This window comes from Streptacidiphilus sp. EB129 (genome assembly GCF_041262645.1).
Lineage (GTDB): Bacteria > Actinomycetota > Actinomycetes > Streptomycetales > Streptomycetaceae > Streptacidiphilus.
The window spans coordinates 429,541-451,777 of record NZ_JBGCCS010000001.1; the positions used below are offsets into that span (position 1 = coordinate 429,541).

The 22,237-nt window shown below is 72.4% G+C and carries 20 protein-coding genes; 13 read left to right on the forward strand and 7 right to left on the reverse strand.

What is annotated here, in order from left to right; all coding sequences use genetic code 11:
* Nucleotides 1–44 precede the first annotated feature (44 nt).
* Both ABH925_RS01900 and ABH925_RS01905 read left to right on the forward strand, forming a co-directional pair.
* On the forward strand, nt 45–1,364 hold the full coding sequence (locus ABH925_RS01900; protein ID WP_370144842.1) for a flavin monoamine oxidase family protein: 1,320 nt from the start codon (nt 45–47) through the stop codon (nt 1,362–1,364).
* 112 nt (nt 1,365–1,476) lie between these two features.
* Nucleotides 1,477–2,832: an aminobutyraldehyde dehydrogenase gene (locus ABH925_RS01905; protein WP_370144939.1), complete on the forward strand. Its 1,356-nt coding sequence runs from the start codon at nt 1,477–1,479 to the stop codon at nt 2,830–2,832.
* A 98-nt stretch (nt 2,833–2,930) separates the two neighbouring features.
* On the opposite strand, the gene ABH925_RS01910 is transcribed toward ABH925_RS01905, so the two are convergent.
* Complete coding sequence (locus tag ABH925_RS01910) at nt 2,931–3,884, reverse strand: helix-turn-helix transcriptional regulator (RefSeq protein WP_370144843.1); 954 nt, start codon at nt 3,882–3,884, stop codon at nt 2,931–2,933.
* A 140-nt stretch (nt 3,885–4,024) separates the two neighbouring features.
* Here ABH925_RS01910 and ABH925_RS01915 point away from each other — a divergent pair, with 140 nt between their 5' ends.
* The 3 genes from ABH925_RS01915 (at nt 4,025) to ABH925_RS01925 (ending at nt 6,249) form a co-directional block, all read left to right on the forward strand.
* The gene (locus tag ABH925_RS01915) at nt 4,025–5,548 is read left to right on the forward strand and encodes an MFS transporter (protein WP_370144844.1); all 1,524 of its coding nucleotides are present in this window, start codon (nt 4,025–4,027) and stop codon (nt 5,546–5,548) included.
* Nucleotides 5,549–5,681: 133 nt separating this feature from the next.
* The gene (locus ABH925_RS01920; RefSeq protein WP_370144845.1) at nt 5,682–5,888 is read left to right on the forward strand and encodes a DUF5988 family protein; all 207 of its coding nucleotides are present in this window, start codon (nt 5,682–5,684) and stop codon (nt 5,886–5,888) included.
* A gap of 79 nt (nt 5,889–5,967) precedes the next feature.
* The gene (locus ABH925_RS01925; RefSeq protein WP_370144846.1) at nt 5,968–6,249 is read left to right on the forward strand and encodes a dsRBD fold-containing protein; all 282 of its coding nucleotides are present in this window, start codon (nt 5,968–5,970) and stop codon (nt 6,247–6,249) included.
* 17 nt (nt 6,250–6,266) lie between these two features.
* Here the strand turns inward: ABH925_RS01925 and ABH925_RS01930 are convergent, their stop codons facing one another.
* Both ABH925_RS01930 and ABH925_RS01935 read right to left on the reverse strand, forming a co-directional pair.
* Nucleotides 6,267–7,154 carry a universal stress protein gene (locus tag ABH925_RS01930; protein ID WP_370144847.1) on the reverse strand — a complete coding sequence of 296 codons (888 nt, stop codon included), beginning with the start codon at nt 7,152–7,154 and terminating at the stop codon, nt 6,267–6,269.
* 162 nt (nt 7,155–7,316) lie between these two features.
* On the reverse strand, nt 7,317–7,814 hold the full coding sequence (locus tag ABH925_RS01935; protein ID WP_370144848.1) for a hypothetical protein: 498 nt from the start codon (nt 7,812–7,814) through the stop codon (nt 7,317–7,319).
* A gap of 161 nt (nt 7,815–7,975) precedes the next feature.
* Here ABH925_RS01935 and ABH925_RS01940 point away from each other — a divergent pair, with 161 nt between their 5' ends.
* Both ABH925_RS01940 and ABH925_RS01945 read left to right on the forward strand, forming a co-directional pair.
* A complete protein-coding gene (locus ABH925_RS01940) occupies nt 7,976–8,929 on the forward strand; it encodes an NADP-dependent oxidoreductase (protein WP_370144849.1) in 954 nt (317 codons plus the stop codon).
* Nucleotides 8,930–9,014: 85 nt separating this feature from the next.
* The gene (locus ABH925_RS01945; protein ID WP_370144850.1) at nt 9,015–9,551 is read left to right on the forward strand and encodes an NUDIX hydrolase family protein; all 537 of its coding nucleotides are present in this window, start codon (nt 9,015–9,017) and stop codon (nt 9,549–9,551) included.
* Between the two features lie 126 nt (nt 9,552–9,677).
* Here ABH925_RS01945 and ABH925_RS01950 read toward each other — a convergent pair whose 3' ends face one another.
* Nucleotides 9,678–10,262: a helix-turn-helix domain-containing protein gene (locus ABH925_RS01950; RefSeq protein WP_370144851.1), complete on the reverse strand. Its 585-nt coding sequence runs from the start codon at nt 10,260–10,262 to the stop codon at nt 9,678–9,680.
* Between the two features lie 78 nt (nt 10,263–10,340).
* Between ABH925_RS01950 and ABH925_RS01955 the strand changes: the two genes are divergently transcribed.
* The 3 genes from ABH925_RS01955 (at nt 10,341) to ABH925_RS01965 (ending at nt 12,700) form a co-directional block, all read left to right on the forward strand.
* Nucleotides 10,341–11,273, forward strand: a complete 933-nt coding sequence (locus ABH925_RS01955) for a trans-aconitate 2-methyltransferase (protein ID WP_370144852.1) — start codon at nt 10,341–10,343, stop codon at nt 11,271–11,273.
* Nucleotides 11,274–11,439: 166 nt separating this feature from the next.
* Nucleotides 11,440–11,868, forward strand: a complete 429-nt coding sequence (locus ABH925_RS01960) for a hypothetical protein (RefSeq protein WP_370144854.1) — start codon at nt 11,440–11,442, stop codon at nt 11,866–11,868.
* 85 nt (nt 11,869–11,953) lie between these two features.
* Nucleotides 11,954–12,700, forward strand: a complete 747-nt coding sequence (locus ABH925_RS01965; RefSeq protein ID WP_370144856.1) for a Clp protease N-terminal domain-containing protein — start codon at nt 11,954–11,956, stop codon at nt 12,698–12,700.
* 35 nt (nt 12,701–12,735) lie between these two features.
* Here ABH925_RS01965 and ABH925_RS01970 read toward each other — a convergent pair whose 3' ends face one another.
* Complete coding sequence (locus tag ABH925_RS01970; protein ID WP_370144857.1) at nt 12,736–15,663, reverse strand: YfhO family protein; 2,928 nt, start codon at nt 15,661–15,663, stop codon at nt 12,736–12,738.
* A 350-nt stretch (nt 15,664–16,013) separates the two neighbouring features.
* On the opposite strand from ABH925_RS01970, the gene ABH925_RS01975 reads away from it, so the two are divergent.
* Complete coding sequence (locus ABH925_RS01975) at nt 16,014–16,931, forward strand: glycosyltransferase family 2 protein (RefSeq protein WP_370144858.1); 918 nt, start codon at nt 16,014–16,016, stop codon at nt 16,929–16,931.
* On the opposite strand, the gene ABH925_RS01980 is transcribed toward ABH925_RS01975, so the two are convergent.
* The gene (locus ABH925_RS01980) at nt 16,912–18,060 is read right to left on the reverse strand and encodes a glycosyltransferase (protein WP_370144859.1); all 1,149 of its coding nucleotides are present in this window, start codon (nt 18,058–18,060) and stop codon (nt 16,912–16,914) included. The genes ABH925_RS01975 and ABH925_RS01980 overlap by 20 nt on opposite strands.
* Before the next feature lie 81 nt (nt 18,061–18,141).
* Between ABH925_RS01980 and ABH925_RS01985 the strand changes: the two genes are divergently transcribed.
* The gene (locus ABH925_RS01985) at nt 18,142–19,209 is read left to right on the forward strand and encodes a YbhN family protein (RefSeq protein ID WP_370144860.1); all 1,068 of its coding nucleotides are present in this window, start codon (nt 18,142–18,144) and stop codon (nt 19,207–19,209) included.
* A 38-nt stretch (nt 19,210–19,247) separates the two neighbouring features.
* Here ABH925_RS01985 and ABH925_RS01990 read toward each other — a convergent pair whose 3' ends face one another.
* Entirely contained in the window at nt 19,248–21,530 is a 2,283-nt protein-coding gene (locus ABH925_RS01990; RefSeq protein WP_370144861.1) for a GH92 family glycosyl hydrolase, read from the reverse strand.
* A 234-nt stretch (nt 21,531–21,764) separates the two neighbouring features.
* On the opposite strand from ABH925_RS01990, the gene ABH925_RS01995 reads away from it, so the two are divergent.
* Complete coding sequence (locus ABH925_RS01995) at nt 21,765–22,202, forward strand: nuclear transport factor 2 family protein (protein WP_370144862.1); 438 nt, start codon at nt 21,765–21,767, stop codon at nt 22,200–22,202.
* The last annotated feature ends 35 nt before the right edge of the window (nt 22,203–22,237 follow it).

Sequence of the window (22,237 nt, forward strand, 5' to 3'; positions counted from 1 at the left end):
GCGGAGCGATCCCCCGGCGCAAACAATCAAGGAAGGATCCCCGGATGAACCATGACGTCATCGTGCTCGGCGCGGGCCTGGCCGGCCTCAGCGCCGGGCGGGACCTGGCCGCCGGCGGCGCCGACGTGCTGGTCGTGGAGGCGCGCGACCGGGTCGGCGGGCGGGTCGAGCAGCAGCAACTGCCCGACGGCAGGCTGGTGCAGCTCGGCGGCGAGGTCGTCGGCCGGGCCCACACCGCCTACCTCGACCTGGTCGCCGAACTCGGACTCACACTGACCGCCAGCTATGTCGCCGAACCCGGCGCCATCGCCCGGGCCACCCCCGAAGGGCTCTCCGCCGGCGACCCGCCGCACTGGTTCGGCCCCGGCGACAGCGCCGGCCACGAGCGGGTCACCGCCGAGTTCGTCACCCTGGCCAAGACCGTCGACCCGGACGACCCCTGGTCCCACCCCGACGCATCCGCCCTGGACCGGCTCTCGGTCGGCGGCTGGCTGCGGGCGCAGGGGGCCGGCCCCGGCGTGGTCCGGCTCTGGGAGATCGGCCAGCTCGGTCTCGCCGGCGGTTCCAACGAGCGCACCTCGCTGCTGTCCGCGCTGCGCAAGCAGGCCGCCGTGCCCAGCGAGGGCCACTACGACTACCAGGACTGGGAGGGTCTGCGGGTCGCCGAGGGTTCGGCGACGGTCGCGCTGCGGATGGCGGCCGAACTCGGCCCCCGTGTCAGGCTCGGCGCACCGGTCGCCTCCGTGTCCGTGACGGCACGGGAGGGCGGCTGCGCGGTCCGGCTCGGCAACGGCGAGACCCTGACGGCGGACGCCGTGGTCAGCGCCCTGCCGGTGGGCCCGCTGCGGCGGGTCGCCGTGAGCGGCGTCTCCGACGAACGGCTCGCCTCGCTGCACGCCCAACGGCAGGCCCTCGCCGCCAAGTTCGTCGTCGGCTACGACCGGCCCTTCTGGCAGGACACCGGATTCAGCGGGCTATCCGAGTGCGAGGGCGTCCTCGGCAGCACCTGGCCGCAGAGCCAGGACGTCCTGTCCGCCCTGGTGCCGCCCGAGCGCTACGGCGTGCTGATGGGCGTACCCGAGCACCTGCGGCAGGGTGAACTGCTGGCCGAGATCGGCGCGATGTTCGGCCTGGAGGCACACTGGCCCGACGCCGCCTACCTGCGGCTGTGGGGCACCGACCGGTGGACGCAGGGCTACGTCACCCAGTGGGCCCCCGGCGATGTGCTGGCCGTCGGGCCGCTGCACGGAACCCACGAGCCGCCGTTCTACGTCTGCGGCTCGGACCAGTGGGTGGCCGGCTACATGGAGGGCGCCGTCCGCACCGGTCGCGCCGCCGCCGGGGAGGCGCTGCGCCGTGGCTGACCCCCGCACCCGGACCGGCGCTCCGACCGGCCACCGGGATGACAGTCCGTCAGGGCGACTGGTGCTCAACCATATCGGCGGCGTCGACCAGCCGGCCCGGTCCGGTGAGCGGATGCCGCTGACCGACCCGGCCACCGGCCGCCGCAGTGGCAGCGCACCACGATCGGGCGCCGCCGACGTCCACGCCGCCTGCGCCGCGGCCGACGCCGCCCTTCCCCGCTGGTCCGCAACCAGCCCGGCCGAGCGCCAGCGGGTCCTGCTGCGGCTGGCCGACACCGTGGAGCAGCACGCCGCGGAACTGACGGCGGCGGAGATCGCCGACACCGGCAAGCCGCAGTCGGCCTTCCTGGCCGACGAGTTGCCCCCGGTCTGCGACACCCTGCGGTTCTTCGCCGGAGCGGCCCGCACCATGCCCGGGAGCGTGGCGGCCGAGTACACCGAGGGCCGCACCTCGCTGCTGCGCCGCGAGCCGGTCGGGGTGTGCGCGCAGATCACCCCGTGGAACTACCCGCTGATGATGGCGGTATGGAAGCTCGCCCCGGCGCTGGCGGCGGGGAACACGGTGGTGCTCAAGCCGGCCGACACCACTCCTTCCTCCACCGCGCTGCTGGCCCGGCTGGCCGCCGAGCACCTGCCGTCCGGCGTGCTCAACGTGGTCTGCGGCGACCGCGAGACGGGGCGGGCGCTGGTGGCGCACCCGGTGCCGCGGCTGGTCGCGGTCACCGGCAGCGTCCGGGCCGGGCGCGAGATCGCCGCCGCCTGCGCGGCCGACCTCAAGCGGGTCCATCTCGAACTCGGCGGCAACGCACCGGTGCTGGTCCACGACGACGTGGACGTGGAGGCCACCGCGAAGGCCCTGGCGGCCGTCGCCTTCTACAACGCCGGCCAGGACTGCACCGCGGCCACCCGGCTGCTGGTCCACCGGAACGTGCACGACGCTTTTCTGTCCGCATTCGCGGACCAGGTCGGCAGGCTGACCACCGGCGGGCCGCTGGAGCCGGGCGCCGACTTCGGCCCGCTCAACAGCGCCGGCCAACTCGCCGCCGTACGCGGGATCCTGGCACGGCTGCCGGACCACGCGGACATCGTCACCGGAGGATCCGTGCCGGAGCGTGACGGCTACTTCCATCAGCCCACGGTGGTGGCGGGGGTCCGCCAGAACGACGAGATCGTCCAGCAGGAGATCTTCGGCCCGGTGGTCACCGTCCAGTCCTTCGCCGACGAGGAGGAGTCCCTGCGCCTGGCCAACGGCGTCCGCTTCGGCCTGGCGGCGAGCGTCTGGACCCGCGACCACGACCGTGCGATGCGTGCCTCCCGCTCCCTGCGCACCGGCATCGCCTGGGTGAACACCCATGGCACCACCGTCTCCGAGATGCCCCACGGCGGCACCGGCCACTCCGGCTACGGCAGCGACCTGTCGATGTCCGGTCTGCTGGAGTACACCCAGCCCAAGCACGTGATGCTGTGACGCCCCCTACCCGGGTAGGGGGTCGGATTGGCGCTGTGGTGTGACGTGGTCGACGGAGCCTTGTTCCTATCGACGGAGCACCACCCGCGTGGCGCGGGCTATCCGGTCGCCTGGTTCGCGCGGCGCGCGAGTTCGCGGAGCCGCTCGATCAGGGCGGGTGGCTCCTCGACCGTGAAGGGGAGGCCGAGCATCAGCAGCCGGACCGCGAGCCAGTCCAGCCGGTCGCCCTCCACCCGCCACCGGGCGCGCCCGTCGGGCAGGGCCTCCACCTGGCCAGGGGCCTGGCCCAGCCGGGACCGCAGCACCTCCGCGTCGGCGTCCACGGTCACCACCGCCGGGACGGTCTCGTGCAGCGCCCGCAGCTTCCCGCTGACGAACGCCGCGGCGTCGGCTGCCGGAAGCTCCCGCGCGGTGGCCCGCCCGCCGGTCGGCGCCGGGTCGGTCAGGCGGTCCACCCGGAACATGCGCCAGTCGTCGCGTTCCAGGTCCCAGGCGACCAGGTACCAGCGCCGGCCCGCCGCCACCAGCCGCTGCGGCTCCGCGTGTCGCTGCGACTGCGCCCCGTCGGCCGCCCGGTAGCGGAAGCGCACGCGTTCGTGGTTGGCGATCGCGCCCGCGATGACGGTCAGCACCGTGGGGTCGACCCGCGGGCCCCCGCCGGTCAGCGTCACCACCGCCGAACCCAGCGCGCCGACCCGGTAGCGCAGGCGCGAAGGGAGCACCTGCTCCAGTTTGGTGAGCGCCCGCAGCGACGCGTCCTCGATGCCGTCGACCGCGTTCCCCGCGGCCGCGCGCAGGCCGACGGCGATGGCGACCGCCTCCTCGTCGTCCAGCAGCAGCGGGGGCAGCGCCTTGCCGGCCACCAGCCGGTAGCCGCCGACCGAGCCCATGGTCGCCTCGACCGGGTAGCCGAGCTCGCGCAGCCGGTCGACGTCCCGGCGCACGGTGCGGGTGCTCACCTCCAGCCGGTCGGCCAGCTCCGTGCCCGACCACTCACGGGGTGTCTGCAGCAGGGAGAGCAGGTTCAGCAGTCGTGCCGAGGTGTCCATCACGCCGTCCTATTCCACGCCGTGCTTGTCCACGCCGTCCTTGGCGTGGGGTGCCAGACTGCCCGGCCACTAGGACAGAAACTGTCCTATATCCCTCCTAGCGTAGGTGCTGTCAGCGAGAGAGAACCAGGGAGAGGGTCCCGATGAGCACCCCAGTCGCCAGCAGCCCGGCCGCAAGCGCGGCAACCGCAGGCAGCACCGACGACCGCAGGCGCTGGATCGCGCTCGCGGTGGTGATGACCGCCAGTTTCATGGACCTGGTGGACGCGACGATCGTCAACATCGCCGTCCCGAGCATCCAGCGGGATACCGGAGCAGGTTTCAACGCCATCCAGTGGATCACCGCCGGCTATGCGCTGGCGTTCGCGGTGGGCCTGATCACCGGCGGGCGGCTGGGCGACATCTTCGGGCGCAAGCGCATCTTCCTGATCGGCACGGCGGGCTTCACTCTGGCCTCCGCGCTCTGCGGACTGGCCGTCAACCCGGAGATGCTGGTGGCGACGCGGATGCTGCAGGGCGCCGCGGCCGCGATGATGGTGCCCCAGGTGCTGTCGATCATCCACGCGACCTTCTCGGGTGAGGAACGCGGCAAGGTCTTCGGGATGTTCGGCGCGGTCATCGGCCTGGCCGCGGTCACCGGGCCGCTGCTGGGGGCGCTGCTGACGCAGTGGAACCTCTTCGGCCTGGAGTGGCGGCCGATCTTCCTGATCAACCTGCCCGCCGGGATCGCCGGCCTGCTGCTCGGCCGCCGCTTCATCGACGAGTCCAAGGCCCCGAACGCGCTGCGGCTGGACCTGGCCGGCGTCGCGCTGGCCACCGCCGGGCTGCTGATGGTGCTGTACCCGCTGGTCCAGGGCCGGGAGCTGGGCTGGCCGGTGTGGGGCTACCTGCTGATGGCCGGCGGCCTGGCGGTGCTGGGCGGGTTCGTCCGCTACGAGCGGCGCCGGGGCGCAAGGGGCGGGTCGCCGCTGGTCGAGCTGAGCCTGTTCCGGGCCAGGAGCTTCGCCGCCGGAATCGCCGTCCAGCTGCTCTTCGGCGCCTCCTGCGGCATCTTCTTCCTGGTCTGGACCCTCTACATGCAGATCGGTCTCGGCTGGAGCCCGCTGCACGCCGGCCTGACCGGGCTGCCGTTCACCATCGCCTGCTCGGCCGCCGCCGGGCTGTCCGTGCAGCTGCTGGTGCCCCGGTTCGGCCGCAAGGTGCTCCAGGGCGGGGCGCTGATCACCGCGACCGGCGCGCTGCTCTACATCGCCGAGTCGGCCCGCTACGGCCAGGGCATCCACTCCTGGCAGATGGCGCTGCCGCTGGTGGTGATGGGCCTGGGCATGGGCCTGATCTTCGCCCCGCTGACCGACGCGGTGCTGTCCGAGGTGCCGCGTGAGCACGCGGGTTCGGCGTCCGGGCTGATCAACACGACCAACCAGCTGGGCAACGCCTTCGGCCTGGCGCTGGTGTCGGTGGCCTTCACCGGCAGCACCGTGGTCCACGCCTTCGGCCACGCGATGCTCTGGATGGTCGGCGGTCTGGCGGTGGTCGTGGTGCTGATGGCGGCGCTGCCCAAGCGCGGTGCGCACGCCCCGGAAGCGGCTGCCGAGCCGGCCGCGCAGCCGGCGTCGGGGGAGGCGGCGTCGGGGGAGCGGGCGCAGGCGCCGGCGCTGGCGGGCTGACCCCGCAGGCCCGGATGTGCCGTCGGCGACGCGTCGCTGACGGCACATCCGTGTCCCGGCCGAGCCGACCCCGTCCCCGCTGGGGTCGGCGTGTCGGGGGCCGGAGCGGCGGGAGATATGAGACGAATTGTGCATGAGCAGCACAGACAGAGTGGTCCTTGAGGGCGGGCCGGACGACCTGCCGGAGCGAACGGTGCCGGTCGACACCCCAGGGGGTGAGGTCAAGGTCCCCTTCCGCAACGGGTACGAGCACTTCAAGGCCACGGCGCGGGAGCAGGACACCCCGCAGGGCAGGTTGCCGGTCTACGAGTGGTGGGAGCGGACGGAGCTCCCCGGGTAGGTCAGGCGTGGCCGGGGCATCGGTGCGGTGCGACGATGGGGAGAACCCGCGCGCGCCACTCCTACGGAGGTGCTTCGCCATGACGTCGGACACAGGCACCGAGCAGACCCGGACCAAGCACTGGACCCTTCGGCTCGACCTGTTCGAGGAAGGCGACCTGACCAGCGTGCACGCCGTCCTCGACACCGGGGACCGCGCCCTGGAGAGCCGCGCCTCCGCGCAGCGCAGCCCGACGGACCGGCCCGTCGCCGAGATCGGCGACGAGTTCGCGGCCGGCCGGGCGCTGGTCGACCTGGGCCACCAACTGCTGCGCGCCGGGACCGTGGACTCCTCGGCGGAGGAGTCCCTGCCGCACAGCTGACGCCGGCCGGCGGTGTTTCAGCCGACCGGGATGACCGCGACGGGGCACCGCGCATGCTGCACCACGGCCTGGCTGACCGAGCCCAGCCGGCCCACCGGGCCCTCCGGGGTGCCGTGGCGTCCCACCACCAGGAGCTGCTGGTGCTCGGAGAGCGTCACCAGGTGCTTGGCGGGCCCGGCGCGGACGATGTCCTCCTCCACCGGAACCTGCGGGTACTTCTCCCGCCACCCGGCCAGCAGCTCGGCGACCAGCCGCGCCTGCTCCGCCTCGACGTGGCCGCGCTCGTAGACGGGCGGGGCCAGCCGCCCGGAGAGCCGGATCAGCGGGTAGCTCCAGGTGTGCACCGCCCGGAGCGGCAGCCTGCGCCGCAGGCAGGTCTCGAAGGCGAAGGAGAGGACCTCGTCGTTCGGCTCCTGGCCGTGCAGCCCGACCGTCACCCCGCCCACCGGCTCACCACCGCCGTCGGGGACCACCACCACCGGGCAGGCCGCCCGCGCCGCGAGGTACAGGCTGGTCGAGCCGATCAGCAGGGCGGGAAAGCCTCCCCGGCCGCGCGCCCCGACCACCAGGACCTGCGCCTGGCCGCTGAGGCCGTTCAGCGCGTCGCGGGCGGAGCTGTCCGCCGTCTCGCTGCTGATCTCCAGCTCGGCCTGCCTGCTCCGGGCCCGCCGGACCAGTTCGTCCAGCAGTCGCTCGCCGCCCTGCTCGACCTCGGCCGCGACGGGCGTGGATGCCGCGGTCGTGGGCGTGGCGGTCGTGGGCGTGGGCGTCTCGCCCGGCTCCCACTGCCAGGCGTGCACCAGGTGCAGGCGGGTGCCCCTGAGCGCGGCCTCGTCGGCGGCCCAGTCGACTGCGGCCACGGCGCTCGGCGCGTCCGCGGCTCCGACGATCACTGGCAGTGGCATGGCACAACTCCTCCGTCCCGGAACCACGGCGTGGGCGTCCTGCCCACGCATCGCATTCCTCCGGACCGGGGCGGACTCGCGTCCTGCCCTGCAACGATCGTCGAACGCCGCAGGCAGACCGTCAAACGCGCCTGCCGCCGCAGCGGCCCGTCCGGCCCCGTCTCACCCGGCGGTGATCGTCTGCGGGCGGTCGCCGGTGGTGCCCTCGGGGAGGGAGTCGGCGAGGTAGGCGTCGAGGTCCGGACGCTCGGGTACGAGCATGTGGCGTACCCAGGCGTCGCGTTCGTGAAGGATCGGCGGCAGCTCCCAGACGCAGCCGACCAGCGGCGCCTCCAGCTTCACGAAGTGCGTCGGATCGTCGTCCGGGCAGCCCAGGGCCGGCTGCGCGGCGGCCGCGCAGCCGTAGTACAGCGCGTTGTCCCAGTACCAGCTGTAGACGTTGAGGTACGCCGCGCCGTCCCCTCCCCGGTGGAGGACGGCGAAGGAGGCGGGCGGTGTGCCGTCGGCCTGCGGCAGCAGGCCGGGCAGGAAGGCCTGGGCGGCCTCCTCGATCTCCGCCTCGATCGGGCCGGGGAACGGTGTGACGTGGTAGCGCTTGACGAAGCGCTCGCCGATCCGGATCGGGTCCAGGACGCTCAGTCGTTTCTCTGCGAAGCTCATGACCGCACGTTAGGAGGCCTTCACTGACATCTTCTGTCAGTGGCACCCCCGTGCACGCGGTGCCGTTCGCGCCGGGCCCTGCCGCGCGGTGACGGCCGTCCGGCCGTAGAAAGGGAGTCGTACCGGATCTCGCACCACACGTTCCCGTAAGGAGTGCACGGATGTCCCAGCCGTCGCAGATGAAGGCGCTCGTCGCTGCCGAGTACGGCCCGCTCGACGGGCTCGCCGTCACCACCGCGCCGAAGCCCGAACCGGGGCCGGGGGAGGTGCTGATCCAGGTGGAGGCGGCCGCGCTCAACCCGCTGGACCTGGGCCTGGTGACCGGCGCGATGAAGGACGTCTACCCGGTCGAGTACCCCCTGACCGTGGGAATGGACGCGGCCGGAACCGTCACCGAGGTGGGTGCGGGCGTGACCGACTACGCCCCGGGGGACCGGGTCGTGGCCTTCGTCGGGACGGCCGGCTCGGTGGCCGAGTACACCCGGGTGGCGGTAGGGCCGCACCTCGCCCGGCGTCCCCAGGGCCTCGCCCCCGAGACCGCGGCCGCCGTCCCGGAGTCCGGCATGACCGCGACCTGCCTGCTGCGTACGGTCGGACTCGCGCAGGGCGAGAACGTGCTGGTCATCGGTGCCACCGGCGGCATCGGCCTGTACGCGGTGCAGCTCGCGAAGCTGCTCGGCGCCCGCGTGATCGCCACCGCCCCGGCCGAGGACGACGCGTACGTCAGGGGACTGGGCGCGGCGGAGACGGTGGACTACCGGGCGGGCGACGTCGTCGAGGAGACGCTGCGGCTGCAGCCCGGCGGGGTGGACGTGGTGGTCGACCTGATCAACCGTGGTGACGCCCTCGCCGGCAGCGCCCGCGCCGTTCGTCCGGGAGGCCGGGTGGTCTCCCCGCTGTTCGGGCCGGCCGACCTGGGCCGCGGGGTCTCGGGCGTCTACATCGGCAGCTTCACCGCGGAACCGGGCGACCTGCAGAGCCTGGCCGACCGCGCGGCCTCCGGTGAGCTCCAGGTCGAGATCGGAGCGAGTTACCGACTCGCCGACGGCGTCACAGCGGTCTCCGACTTCGCGACCAAGCACCTGCGGGGCAAGGTCGTCATTACCGTCCCATGAGGCCGGACGTGTCGTGAGGGTGGACGTGTCGTGAACCCGGCCGAGTGGCGCGCGAATCGCGGCGCGGGGAAAGTACGATCAGCCAATGTCTGACACGACCGAGACCACGCCCGGCTGGCTCACCTCCGACGAGCTGGAGCTGACGCGCGCACGGATGCCGATTCTGTACGTCGAAGCCGTACCCGTGCGGGTCGACGGCAGCGGGGAGGTCACCCACGTCGGACTCCTGCTCCGCATCGGGCCGGACGGTACGGTCACCCGTACCCTCGTCGCCGGGCGGGTGCTGCACCACGAGCGGATCCGTGACGCGCTCCTGCGGCATCTGGAGAACGACCTCGGCCCGGTGGCGCTGCCTCAGGTCCCGGCCTCGCTGCAGCCCTTCACCGTCGCCGAGTACTTCCCGACCCAGGGGGTCACCCCGTTCCACGACCCGCGCCAGCACGCGGTCGCCCTCGCCTACGTGGTGCCGGTGACCGGCGACTGCCGGCCGCGCCAGGACGCTCTCGACCTGGTCTGGTTCACCCCGCAGGAGGCCCTGTCCTCCCTGGTGCAGCAGGAGATGCCCGGCGGGCAGGGGGTCCTGCTGCGGCAGGCCCTCGCACACGTCGGCTGCCTGTCGTAACCCGACGCCCGTAGCCCGATGCGCGTAACCCGATGCGCGTAACCCGACATCCGCAAGAGCAGGCCGCGCCGCCCGCCACCGGCTGAGGCGGCGTGGCCCGCCGGACGCCTACGAGCCGGCATGCCGTCAGGCGTGGGGCCTGGCGCGGACGTGCATCCGCTCTCCCTGCCTGCCGAAGAGGCTGAGGACCTCGACGGGCCGCCCGTCCGCGCTGCTGAACCAGTGCGGGAGCCGGGTGTCGAACTCGGCGGCCTCGCCGGGGCCGAGGACCAGATCGTGCTCGGCCAGGACCAGCCGCAGCCGGCCGTCCAGCACGTACAGCCACTCGTAGCCCTCATGGGTACGGAGATCCGGCTCGGTACCCCGGTCAGGGATGATCAGCTTGTATGCCTGGAGGGGGCCCGGGCTCCGGGTCAGGGGTACGAACGTGCCGCCGCTGGTCATGGTACGGGGTGTCAGTCGCACCCGCGGATCGCCGACTTCGGGCGCGCCGACCAGTTCGTCCAGCGGCACGCGGTAGGCGCCGGCGAGGGGCAGCAGCAGTTCCAGGCTCGGGCGGCGCTGCCCGGACTCCAGCCGGGACAGCGTGCTCTTCGAGATCCCCGTCGCCTCGGACAGCGCGGCCAGGGTGAGGCCGCTCTTGGCGCGCAGCCGTCTGAGCCTGGGGGCGACCTCGTCGAGGACCGCCTGGTAGGGCGCCGGGTTCTCCATGCAGGCATTTCACCCCACGGTCCCGGAATTGGCAACAGGAGTTGCCGGGACCGTCCCGCCGGGTGCACGCTCCAGGACATGAGCACACACAGCAGTTCCGGCCACGGCCACGGGCACGGCCACGGGCACCACGCCACTGACATCGACTGGGAGGTCATGGCCGCCCAGCTGGAGCAGAACGGCGAGCTGCAGCTCCCGGTCCTCCGGCGGACGGCGGCCCGCATGGCGGAGCTGCTCGGCCCCGGGCGGAAGGTCCGGCGCATCCTCGACATCGGCAGCGGCCCGGGGGTGATGACCTGCGTCCTGGCCGAGGCCTTCGCGGACGCCGAGGTGGTCGCCGTGGACGGCACGCCCGGGCTGCTGGACCGCGCCCTGGTCCGCGCCGAGCGGCTCGGCCTCGGGGACAGGGTGCTGGTCCGGCACGCGGAACTGCCCGAGGGCCTGCACGGCGGAGACGAGCGCGGGGACGGCGGCCTCGGTACGGCGGACCTGATCTGGAGCAGCAAGGCGGTGCATCACCTCGGTGACCAGCAGGGCGCGTTGGACGCGCTGGCCGGTGCGCTGCGGCCCGGCGGGTTGCTGGCCGTGGCGGAGGGCGGCCTGCCGACGCGCTTCCTCCCGCGCGACATCGGCATCGGCAGGCCGGGCCTGCAGGCCCGGCTCGACGTGGTCCAGGAGGACTGGTTCGCGACCATGCGAGCCGAACTGCCGGGCAGTACCGCCGTGGTCGAGGACTGGCCAGGAATGCTCAGCCGCGCCGGGCTGAGCCGGGTCGGCAGCTTCACCTCACTCCTCGACCTGCCCGCACCGCTGGACGAACCGGCCCGCGCCTTCCTGCGCGCCCATCTGACCCGGCTGCGGGAGTCGATGAGCGAGTCCCTGGACGCCGAGGACGTCAGGGCACTCGACGCGCTGCTCGATCCCGACGGCCCGGAGGGCATCCTGCGGCGTACCGACGCCTTCCTGCTCTCCGCCACCACGGTCTGCTGGGGTGTGCGTGCGGATCGCTGACCGTGCCCGACGCGGGTGCGGGGAGCGGTGACTGACGGCGGGGAACCAAGTGCGGCCCCCAGGACGTATCCCCCTCTGCCGGTGACATTCTGCCGGTGAGAGCATGTCCGCGCGGACAGCAACGGGCTGGTTCGAGTGGGACCGTACAGTTTTGGGAGTAATTTCAGTGACCTGCTTCTTCGACCCCTCGCACGGTTACGGCGCGGTCAACGTGATGTGGCAGCCGCAGTGGGGCGTGCCGCGTCCGGTGCAGAGCTGCCAGGGATGCGCCCAGCGGATCCAGACCACCCCGCCGCCGTTCTACATGCCGCAGGCCGCCCCCCAGGCGGGCTACCCGCAGGCCGGTTACCCGCAGCAGGGCTATGCGCAGCAGGGTTACCCGCAGGCCGGATACCCGCAGCAGGGCCGCCCCGGCCACAGCACGGCCGCCGTGGTCGGAGCCGGTGTCGCCGGGCTGGTCGGCGGAGCGCTGATCGGCGAGATGCTGAGCGACGACGACCGCCCGCAGTACGAGGAGCGCCGCGACTTCGACGACCGCGGGGACTTCGGCGACCGTGGGAACGACTTCGGCTCGGACGACGGCGACTTCTTCTAGGCCCGGCCCCGGGGCCGCTGGGCTCGGACCCCTGCACTGTCAACGGCGGGTTGACAGTGCAGGGGTGTCAACCTATGGTTGACGCATGGAGAATTCAGCCAGCACGACGCATCCGGTCCGGCTCGACGATCTGATCGAGGCCATCAAGAAGGTTCACTCCGACGCTCTTGAGCAGTTGTCCGACGCGGTCATCGCCGCAGATCACCTGGGCGATGTGGCCGATCATCTGATCGGTCACTTCGTGGACCAGGCCCGACGCTCGGGAGCCTCCTGGACGGAGATCGGCAGGAGCATGGGGGTCACCCGGCAGGCGGCCCAGAAGCGCTTCGTCGCGAAGCACCCCGGTGAGGCCTCGGATCTCGACCCCAGCCAGGGATTCGGCCGGTTCACGCCCCGGGCGAGGAAGGTCGTGGTGGCCGCGCAGGAGGAGGCGCGTGCGGCGTCCAACGACGAGATCCGCCCCGAACACCTGGCGCTGGGCCTGCTGGCCGAACCGGAGGCGATCGCGGCACGGGCCCTCGTCGCGCAGGGCGTGTCCCCGGAGTCCCTCCGCGAGGCCGTCACCGCCGTACTTCCGCCGGCGGCCGACACGCTGCCCGCGCTCATTCCCTTCGACGCGGGGGCGAAGAAGGTGCTGGAGCTCACCTTCCGGGAGGCCCTGCGGATGGGGCACAACTACGTCGGCACCGAGCACATCCTGCTCGCGCTGCTGGAGGTCGAGGACGGCACGGGGGTGCTGACCGGCCTCGGCATCGACAAGGCGAAAGCCGAGGCCGACATCACCGAGGTTCTGGCCGGGGTGATCGCCGCCCGCGAGCAGGAGCAGTCCTGACCGACCGGGTCGGCACCGGCTGTCCCGGTCCGGTCTCAGCGCGAGACCTGCGCCCGCTCGGTGGGCGGGCCCTGTCCCTGCGCCGTGCCGGCTCCGGGCGGGGCGGTGCCGGCCCTGCGGCGTCGGAGCCAGCAGAACTCGCCGACGACGGCGACCAGCATCAGCCCGGCCGTGGAAGCGCTGAGCACGAGGGCTGACGTGGCGTGAGGTACGGCGAGCCGGAGGCTGACGGTGTGGTGGCCCGCCGGTACGTCGACTGCCACCAGGCCCTGGTCGGCGGCGACCAGGGCGGTCGGCTTCCCGTCCACGCTGGCCGCCCAGCCGGCCTGGTCGGCGTCGGCCACGACCAGGTATCCGGCGCCCTGCGCGTTGACGGTGGTGCTGACGGAGTCGGTTCCGTCGTCGTCCACGGTGACGGTTCCCGGCCGTCCGGAGGCGGCCGGGCCGGGGGCGGAGAGCACGACCTGGTCCGAGGTGACGCTGCCGCTCGCGAGCAGGTTGACGCGCGCGGTCTGGTCGGTGACCACCGTGGACGTGGAGGCCCAGCGGATCCGGGGTTGCGCGTTGAGCCGCTGGTAGATGGCGGAGGTGCCGACGTGGGCGAGACGCAGCCCGTCGTCGGCGTCGGTGACGGTGTCCAGGGCGGCCTGGCCGTGGTCGGCGGCGACGGTCAGCGGCTCGGTCGCGTCGAGGGTGATGGTCGTTGTCAGCTTCGTACCGGGCGCCTGGTCGTCGGCGGCGAGGGGGACCGGGAACTGGTGGCCGCTCCAGAGCGTGGCGGTGGACTCCGTGGTCTGGGCCACGACTGCGCCCGTGGCGTCCTTGACGACGAAGCTGATCTTGTTCGACGGGTCCGTCAGGCCTGCGGCGACGTGGCCGGACGGGGTCAGGCCGATACCGCGCAGGCTTCCGGAGCCCTGCAGCGGAACCGTGACCGGGATGCCGGGCCGGATGGTCTGCGTGGTGGCGTCCCTGGGGGCCTCCACCTGGTTGCCGAGGGGCGGCTGGGTGAGGGAGGTGACGAAGTACCTGGTTCCGAGCAGGTCCAGGATCGGGCTCTCCGCCTGGGCGTTGTCGTTCTCGTCCAGGAAGTCGATGTAGGTCTCGAAGTAGTTCGGGTTCTGGGGGATGGCCTGGATCAGCGTCGCGAACTGGTTGTTGATGAAGGCGTGGCCGTTGACGGACCGCAGGTCGTAGGCGCTGCTCGTACCGAACACCATGGCGGACATGGTGGAGGCGTAGCGCTGCTCGCCCAGGTTGTCCGCGAGGTACGTGTGGGTCTCGGTCATGGGATAGAACTGCGTGCGGCTGGAGTGCGGCCAGTAGGCCGCAGCGAATGACGCGCTCTGGACGGCGATCAGCACGGGGAGGCAGGCCGCCGCGAGGAGGCGCAGTGCCCGGCGGGGGCGCGGCCTGGCGGCGAGGACGCGCGGGTCGGCGAGGAGCAGGAGAACCGCCGCGCAGAAGCCGGCCGCGGCCAGCAGGGCTGCCCCGACCAGCAGTTGGTGAACGAAGTTGGAGCCCGCCCCCGCCTCCTGGGCCTGCTGGACGTAGTCGCCGGCCCGCAGCAGCAGGAGTACGCCGGCCACCAGGATCGCCACGCCCAGGGCGATCGGCCAGGCATGGGCTCGGTGCAGCCGGCGCCACCAGTGCGGGCCCGAGAGCGCGGGGAGTGCGGCGCGGCGGCGCAGCAGCAGGTCGAATCCGACGGCGGCGAGGACCGCGAGCAGAAGGCCGAGGACACTGCGGCCCCGCCCGATGTAGTTCTGTGCGAACAGGGCGCTCAGCCCGGGCAGTTTCTGTGCCAGTGCCAGCGGCGGGCCGCCCAGGTAGATCAGTTCGAGCCAGACGCCGGTGGCGAGCGCGAAGAAGATCCCGGTGGCGCGCGGCAGCACGGCCCGTGCGCGCCGGGGCAGGGCGACGGCGACGAGGACGAGGACGACGGCGCCGGCGCCGAGGTAGGACATCGCCTCGATGAGGTTGGGCGGCAGGATGAACGCGGGTGGCTTCAGGGTGTTGACGGTGCCGAACAGCCATGGGGAGAAGCTCGTGAGCAGGTCGGTCGCGGCCAGGTGCGAGCCGGAGTCCTGAGCCCGGCCCTCGACCAGCCAGGTCGAGAAGAAGTCAAGGAAGCCGACGAGCTGGAACATGGCCAGCGCGAAGCCCGCACCGACCCCGACGGCCGCTCCCACTCCGCTCAGCAGGAGTCTGCGCAGTTCCCGGGGGCGTTCCGCGAGCAGCCTGACCGCGACGTACGCTCCCGCGGTGAGCAGCGCGAATCCGGTGACGGAGGGGAAGCCGCCGAGCAGCATGCAGGCGACCGGCACGGAGATGAGCGCGGCGTCGCGCAGCCGCCGTTCCTGGAGGAACCGCTCCAGTGCCCAGAAGAGGGCCGGGATGAACGCGGCGGTCCTGGTCTGCGGGAAGCCCAGCCAGACGATCATGAAGGCGCTGCTCGCGAAGACCAGGCCGCCGGTGACGGCGGAGGGCCGCGAGAGTGTGAGGCGGCGCAGGAACAGGTAGCAGGCGCCGGCCGAGACGATGATCTCCAGCAGCCGTTCGTAGGCCGGGGCGAGCCAGGTCGGCAGCAGGTAGTAGGTGGCGGTCAGCGGTGAGTACAGCGCGTTGTTGGGCACGGCGCCGAGCGCGCTGCCGCCCGCGCCGTAGGGATCCCAGCCGGTGCCGTGACCGTCCAGCAGCGACTGCCTGAACAGGATCGTCTCCGGGAGTTCGGAGGTGATCGTGTCCGCCAACTGGTAGTTGGTGGAGCCGGTGTTCAGGCCCGTCTCCTGATAGGGGCTGGACGTGGTCAGCTGGTTGGTGGCGGTCAGGCTGCCGGTGCCGAGCAGCGGCGTACCGATGCCCCACAGGGCGAAGAGCAGCACACCCAGCACGGCGACCACGGTGAGCGAGCGATGCGCCGGCAGCTGTGGTGTCGCGAGCGGTTCGGGGCGGAAGGTCATCGTCGTCCGTAGCGTGGGAGCTCGGGGCCCCGCAGGGGCCGGGCCGCAGGTCGGTTCGCGGTAAGGGCGAGCATAAGGGCCGGTAATGAGAACCGGCTGAAGAGCATCGGGGTTTGTCGCCCGGGCCGCCCGCCTGGGAAGAACCTGGGAACTCCCTGGGAGGCGGGGAAACAGGCAGAACTGGAGATAGCCAGCAGATGAAGTCGCAGGCTAACGTGATGTCGCCGCGACGGGGGTATGGCAGCATGCGCGTCACCGCACTCTCTGCGTCTATTTCGCCGAGGGATCTTCGAGAGGAATCTGCAGGCGTGATTTCCACGGACCCCGGACTTCCCGTAGCCACTCGCCCCATGGCCGAGGCGTCCGCCCCACGGGCGGACGGCGAGCCTCATGTCTCGATCGTGCTGCCCTGTTTCAACGAGGAGGCGCACCTGCTCCTCGAACTGCAGCGCATCACACGAGCGATGGACGAGTCCGGCTACAGCTACGAGCTGCTCGCCTTTGACGACGCCTCCACCGACGGCACGCTCAAGGTTCTCCAGGACGCGGAGCTGGAATTTCCGCACCTGCGGGTCATCGCGTTCCGCCGCAACGGCGGCGCCGGGACGGTGCGTCGCATCGGCTCCCAGATGGCGGCCGGCGAGATCGTCGTCTGGACCGACGCGGACATGACGTATCCCAACGAACTGATCCCCGAGCTGGTCCGCCAGCTCGACGAGGACCGCAGCATCGACCAGGTCGTCGGCGCCCGCTCCAGCGAGGAGGGTTCGCACAAGCTCCTGCGGGTCCCGGCGAAGTGGCTGATTCGAAAGATCGCCGAGAAGCTGGTCGGAGAGCGCATTCCGGACCTCAATTCCGGTCTGCGGGCGATGCGGCGGCAGGTCGCACTCCCGTACCTCCGCCTTCTTCCTCCTGGTTTCTCCTGTGTCACCACGATTACTCTGGCATTCCTGTCGAATCAGCACGACATCAGCTACATGCCGATCTCGTATGCGAAGCGCGCCGGTAAGTCGAAGTTCAAGTTCGTCAAGGACGCATACCGGTACATCCTCCAGGTTCTTCGCATGGTGATGTACTTCAACCCGCTCAAGGTGCTCATGCCGCCGGCCCTCTGGCTGATCGGCATCGGCACGGCCAAGGCCGTCTACGACCTGGTGGAGCACCCACTCCGTTTCGCGATCAACACCGTGCTGATCGTCCTCACCGGACTGATCATCGGTTCTCTCGCCCTGCTGGCGGACCTCATCGTCAGGTCCCGTCACGACTGATCCCCTCCGCGGCCCGGATACTCGACCGGCCCAGGTGCTCGACCAGCGGTCGGACCACCTGGGCGGGGGAGAACCGGTCCTGTGCCGCACGGCGGGCGGCGTCCTTGTAGCGGGACAGTTCGGAGCGGTCCTGATCCAGCAGCAGCAGCGCCCTGGCGAGGGCCTCGGCGTCGCCGGGCGGCACCAGCAGCGCCGCGTCGCCGAACTCCCGGCGCTGCGGCGCCGTGTCGGAGGTCACCACGGCGCAGCCCGCGGCCGCCCCCTGGAACACCTTGTTGGGCACCACCCGCAGGGCCTTGGGCCCGGCACCGAAGATCCCGAGGCAGACGTCATGGCCGGCGACCACCGCGGGGAGTTCGGTGCCGGGCACCCAGTCGATCCAGCGGACAGCGGGATTGGCGGCGGCGACGCGCCGGGTCTCGGCTTCGTCCTGCCCCTGGCCGATCATGGTGACCTCCACCCGGGCGCCGGCCAGCGCCGCCAGAGCAGCACCGATCACCGGGGTACCCTGCAGCGGGGTGTAGAGGCCGAAGAACACGACCCGCAGCGGGTCCTCCACTGCCGGGCCGTCCGCCGACGGCACCGTTTCCGCCGGGCCGGCCGCGAACCAGGCGTCCGGCGCACCGACGGGCACCACCACTGCGCGCTCCCGGTCACGTTGCGCCAGCACGTCGCGGTGCTCCTCGGTGTCGACGACGATGACGGTGGCAGCGCGCAGCGCGCCCGAGTCGATGGCCCTGAGCATGGCCTGGCGGAAGCGTCCCGACAGTTGACGGTCCCGGGCGGTGTCGCTCGCCCCGATCAGATGATCGAGCACGATCGGCGTCCGACGGAACAGCAGCCGCGCGAGCCGGACGTCGAAGTGGCCGAGGTAGCCGACGACGACGACATCGGGCCGGGGCAGCCTACGGGCCGTCCTCGCCAGCTGCCACCAGCAGCGCGCCAGGCGGAGCACCAGCAGCGGCACCCGCCAGGGCTGGGCCAGCATGGCGACACGGGCCGCCGTGTCCAGGCCCAGCGGCACGTTGCACTCCTCCACCTCCCAGCCGTGCGCGCGCAGCCCGGCGGCCAGAATCCCCACCCGGGGGTGGGCCGAGGTGTCATAGGTCCCGAACATCAGAATCCGCATGGAAGGACACGGTAGAGGTGCGAGCTGAGAGTCCGGACACGAGCGCGCTGTTCGCTCGGATTCACCGCATATGCTCAGCGCATGCCTGAGCGGACCGCCGCGGCCGACCCGGGAACGGACCCCGTCGGCGCACCATCCGAACCGCCCCCCTCGATGCCGGGGAAGCCTGGGACGCTCGGGCGGCTGCTCTCGGTCCTGCGCGGCCGATTCGCCCGCGCCGGGTTCGTCCTGACCGCGCTCGGGCTCTGCGGCTACACCGTGGCCGAGCAGTGGACGCAGGTCAGGAACGGATTCGCCGGGATCGGCTGGGCCACCTCCGGGCTGGCACTGCTGACCGTTCTGGTGGCCTGGTTCGCCATGATGCAGGTGTGGCGGGTGCTGCTGGCCGCTCTCGGTTCGCCGTTGCCGCTACGGCCGGCCGCCCGGGTCTTCTTCATCGGCCAGTTGGGCAAGTACCTGCCCGGCTCGGTGTGGTCGGTGGTGGCCCAGATGGAGCTGGGCCGGGCCCACCAGGTCCCCCGACGGCGGTCGGCCACCGCCGCCGCGCTCACCATGGTGGTCTCGCTGCTCGCCGCGCTGCTCACCACCGCGGTCACGCTGCCGTTCTTCTCGGACGGCACGACCGGCGGCTACAGCTGGGCGTTCCTGGCTGTGCCGGTGGTACTCGCGTGCCTGCACCCGCGCCTGCTCAACCCGCTGCTCGACCGGTTGCTGAAACTGGCCCGGCAGCCCGCGCTGGAGCAGCGGATCCCGGGGCGGGCCATCACCCGGGCCGCAGTCTGGGCCCTGCTCTCCTGGATGGTCATCGGCCTGCATGTCTGGCTGCTGACCGTGCGGCTCGGGGCGCCCCTGGCGCGCGCCCTGCCACTGTCCCTCGGCGGTTTCGCCTTCGCCTGGAGCGTCGGCTTCCTGGTGATCCTCGCCCCGGCCGGGGCCGGCGTGCGTGAAGTGATCCTGGTGGCCGCGCTGTCCCCGGTGCTGGGCGTCGGCGAGGCCACGGCGGTGGCGCTGGTCTCCCGGCTGCTCACCGTGGCGGCGGACCTGGTCGCCGCCGCTGTGGCCACCTGGTTCGGCCGCCGCCCCGCCCCGGTGCCGACTGCGGACGGCCGGAACCGGGGCGGCACGACGAAACCGGTTGGCGAGGCCTGAGAGCTGGTCAGGCTCGGCCGGTCCGGGCGGGCGGTCGGCTACGGCAGTGCGGGCGGGGCGTCGGCGGGGCCGGTGCCCCAGGGGGTGTCGGGGGAGCCGGTGAGGGTGAGGTCGAGGCGGTCGGCCGTGGCGGCGGTCCAGGTGGCGGTGCTGGGCCGGCCGTCGCGGGTGAGGGCGGAGATGTAGCCCCCGGTACCGCTGGTGCTGACGGTGAGGTCGGCGCGGCCCGGCCGGTGCACGACGGCGTGCGGGAAGAGCGGGGTGGACAGCACCAGCCGGGGCGCGCCGGGGGTCTGCGGGTACAGCCCGAGGGCGGCCCAGACGTACCAGGAGCTCATTGCGCCGAGGTCGTCGTTGCCGGGCTCGCCGCCGGGACGCAGACCGTAGAGCTGGTCCATGATCGCGCCGACGACGGCCTGGGTGCGGGCCGGGCGCCCGGTGCTGTCGTAGATCCACGGGGTGCCGAAGGCGACCTCGTTGCCCTGCCAGTGGTAGGGCTCGCCGTTGCCGGCGTTCAGACGGGTGAAGTACGTGTCCAGGCGGGCGTTGGCGGCGTCCCGGCCGCCGACGGCGTCGATCAGCGCGGGCAGGTCCTGCGGGACCATCCAGGTGTACTGGGCGGTGTTGCCCTCCTGGAAGCCGTCCTGGTCCTGGCCGTCGTGGGTGTCCACGGCCGGGCCGGCCGGGAACGCGCCATGGCCGTCGCGGGGGCGGATCCAGCCGGTGCGACGGTCGAAGAGGTGGGCCCAGTTGTGCGAGCGGGCCCGGAAGCGGTGCGCGGTGGCGGTGTCGCCGAGCGCGTCGGCGAGGCCGGCGACGGCGTAGTCGGCGTCGGCGTACTCCAGCGTGGTGGAGGCTCCGTTGCGGACGTGGGCGGTGGAGTCCTGGTGGATGTTGGGGACGTAGCCGCGGGCGAGGTACTCGCCGGCCCACGGGCGTTCGACGTAGAAGCCCTGGCCGGGACGGCCTCGGGTGTCCTCGGCGCCGTGGACCATCAGCCGCAGCGCGCGCCGGGCGTCGAAGCGGTGGTCGCCGAAGGCGTAGATCCCGGCCAGGATGCCGTCGGCGGGGTCGCCGTTCATCACCGAGGTGTGCGCGTTGGCCACCGGCCACCGGGGCAGCCAACCGCCGCCCTGGTCGGCGTCGTTGAGCAGCGAGGTGGCCATGTCGTCGGCCGCGCCCGGGGCGATGGTGGCCAGCAGCGGGATCTGGCAGCGGTAGATGTCCCAACCGGAGAAGTCGGCGTACTGCGGGTGGGCGGGGTCGGTGCGGTGGATCCGGCCGTCGAAGCCCGGGTACCGGCCGTCGGCGTCGCTGAAGACGCTGGGATGCAGCAGGGAGTGGTAGAGCGCGGTGTAGAAGGTCGCGCGCTGGGTCCGGCTGCCGCCGGTCACCTGGATCGCGTTCAACTGCCGCCGCCAGCCAGCCCGTTCCTGTGCCGCCACCTGTCCGACGTCCCAACTGTGGGCCTCTGCCGCCAGGTTGGACTCTGCCCCCTGGGTGCTGACATAGGACAGGCCGACCTGGACCCGAACCGACGGGTCGTGGCGGGTGTCGAAGGTCAGCGTCGCGCCGTGGGCGCCGGGCCAGAGACGGGCCTCGCGCAGCGGCCGGTCGAAGCGGGCGGCGAAGTAGACGGTGTAACTGCTGGGCGCCCCGCAGAAGTGACCGCTGGTCACCTGTCCGGTGACCTCGCGGTCGCCGGAGATCCGCAGCCGTGCCCCCGAGCTGCGGGTCGCGCTGCCGGCCGCGTTGATCAGCAGCTGCGCGGCGGCGCCCGGCGGGTAGCTGAACCGGGCCACGCCGGTGCGCGCGGTGGCGCTGAGCTCGGTGCGGACCCGGCCGGCCGTCACCGCGTAGTAGCCGGGACGGGCGAGCTCGGTGTCGTGTCCGAACGAGGCGGTGGCGTGCTCGGGGACGGCCGGGACGGTGCCGGCCACCGGCAGGAACGGGAAGTCCCCGGCGATCGGGCAGCCCGGCCCCGACAGATGGGTGAGACTGAAGCCGGTGAGCGCCGAGTCGGCGTAGTTGTAACCGCCGCCGTCGGGGCGCGAGACGGTGTCCGGGCTCCACTGCACCATGCCGAACGGAGCGGTCACGCCGGGAAAGGTGTCGACCTGCCCCACCCACCGGCCGCCGTTGCCGGTACCGACCATCGGGTCGACCAGCGCCGTCGGGTCCTCGGCGGTGATCGCGTCGGCGCTCAGGGCGGCGCGGTGCGCGGTCTCCCGCGGTCCGGCGCTGCTCCAGGCCCCGCTCAGGGTGACGGTGAGCGCGACGCTCAGCGCCACCGCACCGGACAGGCACACACGACCCCACATGCCGCCACCTCGTCGCTGTCTCCCCGGGCGAACCCCGACGACCCGGCGCGGGTCGTGATCACGCACGCTAGTTCGGTACCCCCGGCCGATCGCGGCAGCGGGCCCGGCCACGGCCCGGTTTCACCCGCCCGCAGCAACTCCGGGCCACCCCGGGGTACGCGTCCCCGCCCGTCAGTGGCATCCTCGGGCAAGCAAGTAAGTGACCAGTCACAACCTTGAGTACCAGGAGGGGCCATGGAGACTGCCCAACGCTTCCGCGCCGCGGTGGAGCGGCGCGATCTCGCCGCGCTGGAGGGCCTGTTCACCGAGGACATCCGCTTCTACAGCCCGGTGAAGTTCACCCCGTTCGAGGGCAGGCCGATGGTGCTGGGGCTCTTCGGGGTCCTGCTGCGCACCTTCGAGGACCTCCGGTACGTCGGCCGGTTCGAGGGCACGGCCGAGACCAGCACCGACGGGGACGAGGCTCCGTCGGCGATCCTGCTCTTCCGGGCCACCGTGGACGGCAAGCAGATCCACGGCATCGACATGCTCCAGTTCGACGACACTGGCCGGATCAAGGAGTTCACCGTGATGGTCCGCCCCCAGTCGGCCGTGCACGCCCTGGGGCAGGCGGTACTCGCCGGCCTGGTGGCCGACGGACTCGCCCCCGAACCCGTCGACCACCCGGCGTAGGCGCCCGGGGCCTCGCCTGACGGTCAGTCATGGTT

Excerpts from the sequence above, each read along its gene's own strand:
- ABH925_RS01935 (WP_370144848.1), bottom strand. The coding sequence starts at position 7,814 with ATGAGCTTCGCAGAGAAACGACTGAGCGTCCTGGACCCGATCCGGATC.
- ABH925_RS01930 (WP_370144847.1), bottom strand. The coding sequence starts at position 7,154 with ATGCCACTGCCAGTGATCGTCGGAGCCGCGGACGCGCCGAGCGCCGTG.
- ABH925_RS01915 (WP_370144844.1), top strand. The coding sequence starts at position 4,025 with ATGAGCACCCCAGTCGCCAGCAGCCCGGCCGCAAGCGCGGCAACCGCA.
- ABH925_RS01995 (WP_370144862.1), top strand. The coding sequence starts at position 21,765 with ATGGAGACTGCCCAACGCTTCCGCGCCGCGGTGGAGCGGCGCGATCTC.
- ABH925_RS01970 (WP_370144857.1), bottom strand. The coding sequence starts at position 15,663 with ATGACCTTCCGCCCCGAACCGCTCGCGACACCACAGCTGCCGGCGCAT.
- ABH925_RS01940 (WP_370144849.1), top strand. The coding sequence starts at position 7,976 with ATGTCCCAGCCGTCGCAGATGAAGGCGCTCGTCGCTGCCGAGTACGGC.
- ABH925_RS01955 (WP_370144852.1), top strand. The coding sequence starts at position 10,341 with ATGAGCACACACAGCAGTTCCGGCCACGGCCACGGGCACGGCCACGGG.
- ABH925_RS01950 (WP_370144851.1), bottom strand. The coding sequence starts at position 10,262 with ATGGAGAACCCGGCGCCCTACCAGGCGGTCCTCGACGAGGTCGCCCCC.
- ABH925_RS01985 (WP_370144860.1), top strand. The coding sequence starts at position 18,142 with ATGCCTGAGCGGACCGCCGCGGCCGACCCGGGAACGGACCCCGTCGGC.
- ABH925_RS01905 (WP_370144939.1), top strand. The coding sequence starts at position 1,477 with ATGCCGCTGACCGACCCGGCCACCGGCCGCCGCAGTGGCAGCGCACCA.
- ABH925_RS01980 (WP_370144859.1), bottom strand. The coding sequence starts at position 18,060 with ATGCGGATTCTGATGTTCGGGACCTATGACACCTCGGCCCACCCCCGG.
- ABH925_RS01925 (WP_370144846.1), top strand. The coding sequence starts at position 5,968 with ATGACGTCGGACACAGGCACCGAGCAGACCCGGACCAAGCACTGGACC.
- ABH925_RS01945 (WP_370144850.1), top strand. The coding sequence starts at position 9,015 with ATGTCTGACACGACCGAGACCACGCCCGGCTGGCTCACCTCCGACGAG.
- ABH925_RS01965 (WP_370144856.1), top strand. The coding sequence starts at position 11,954 with ATGGAGAATTCAGCCAGCACGACGCATCCGGTCCGGCTCGACGATCTG.
- ABH925_RS01900 (WP_370144842.1), top strand. The coding sequence starts at position 45 with ATGAACCATGACGTCATCGTGCTCGGCGCGGGCCTGGCCGGCCTCAGC.
- ABH925_RS01975 (WP_370144858.1), top strand. The coding sequence starts at position 16,014 with ATGGCCGAGGCGTCCGCCCCACGGGCGGACGGCGAGCCTCATGTCTCG.
- ABH925_RS01920 (WP_370144845.1), top strand. The coding sequence starts at position 5,682 with ATGAGCAGCACAGACAGAGTGGTCCTTGAGGGCGGGCCGGACGACCTG.
- ABH925_RS01990 (WP_370144861.1), bottom strand. The coding sequence starts at position 21,530 with ATGTGGGGTCGTGTGTGCCTGTCCGGTGCGGTGGCGCTGAGCGTCGCG.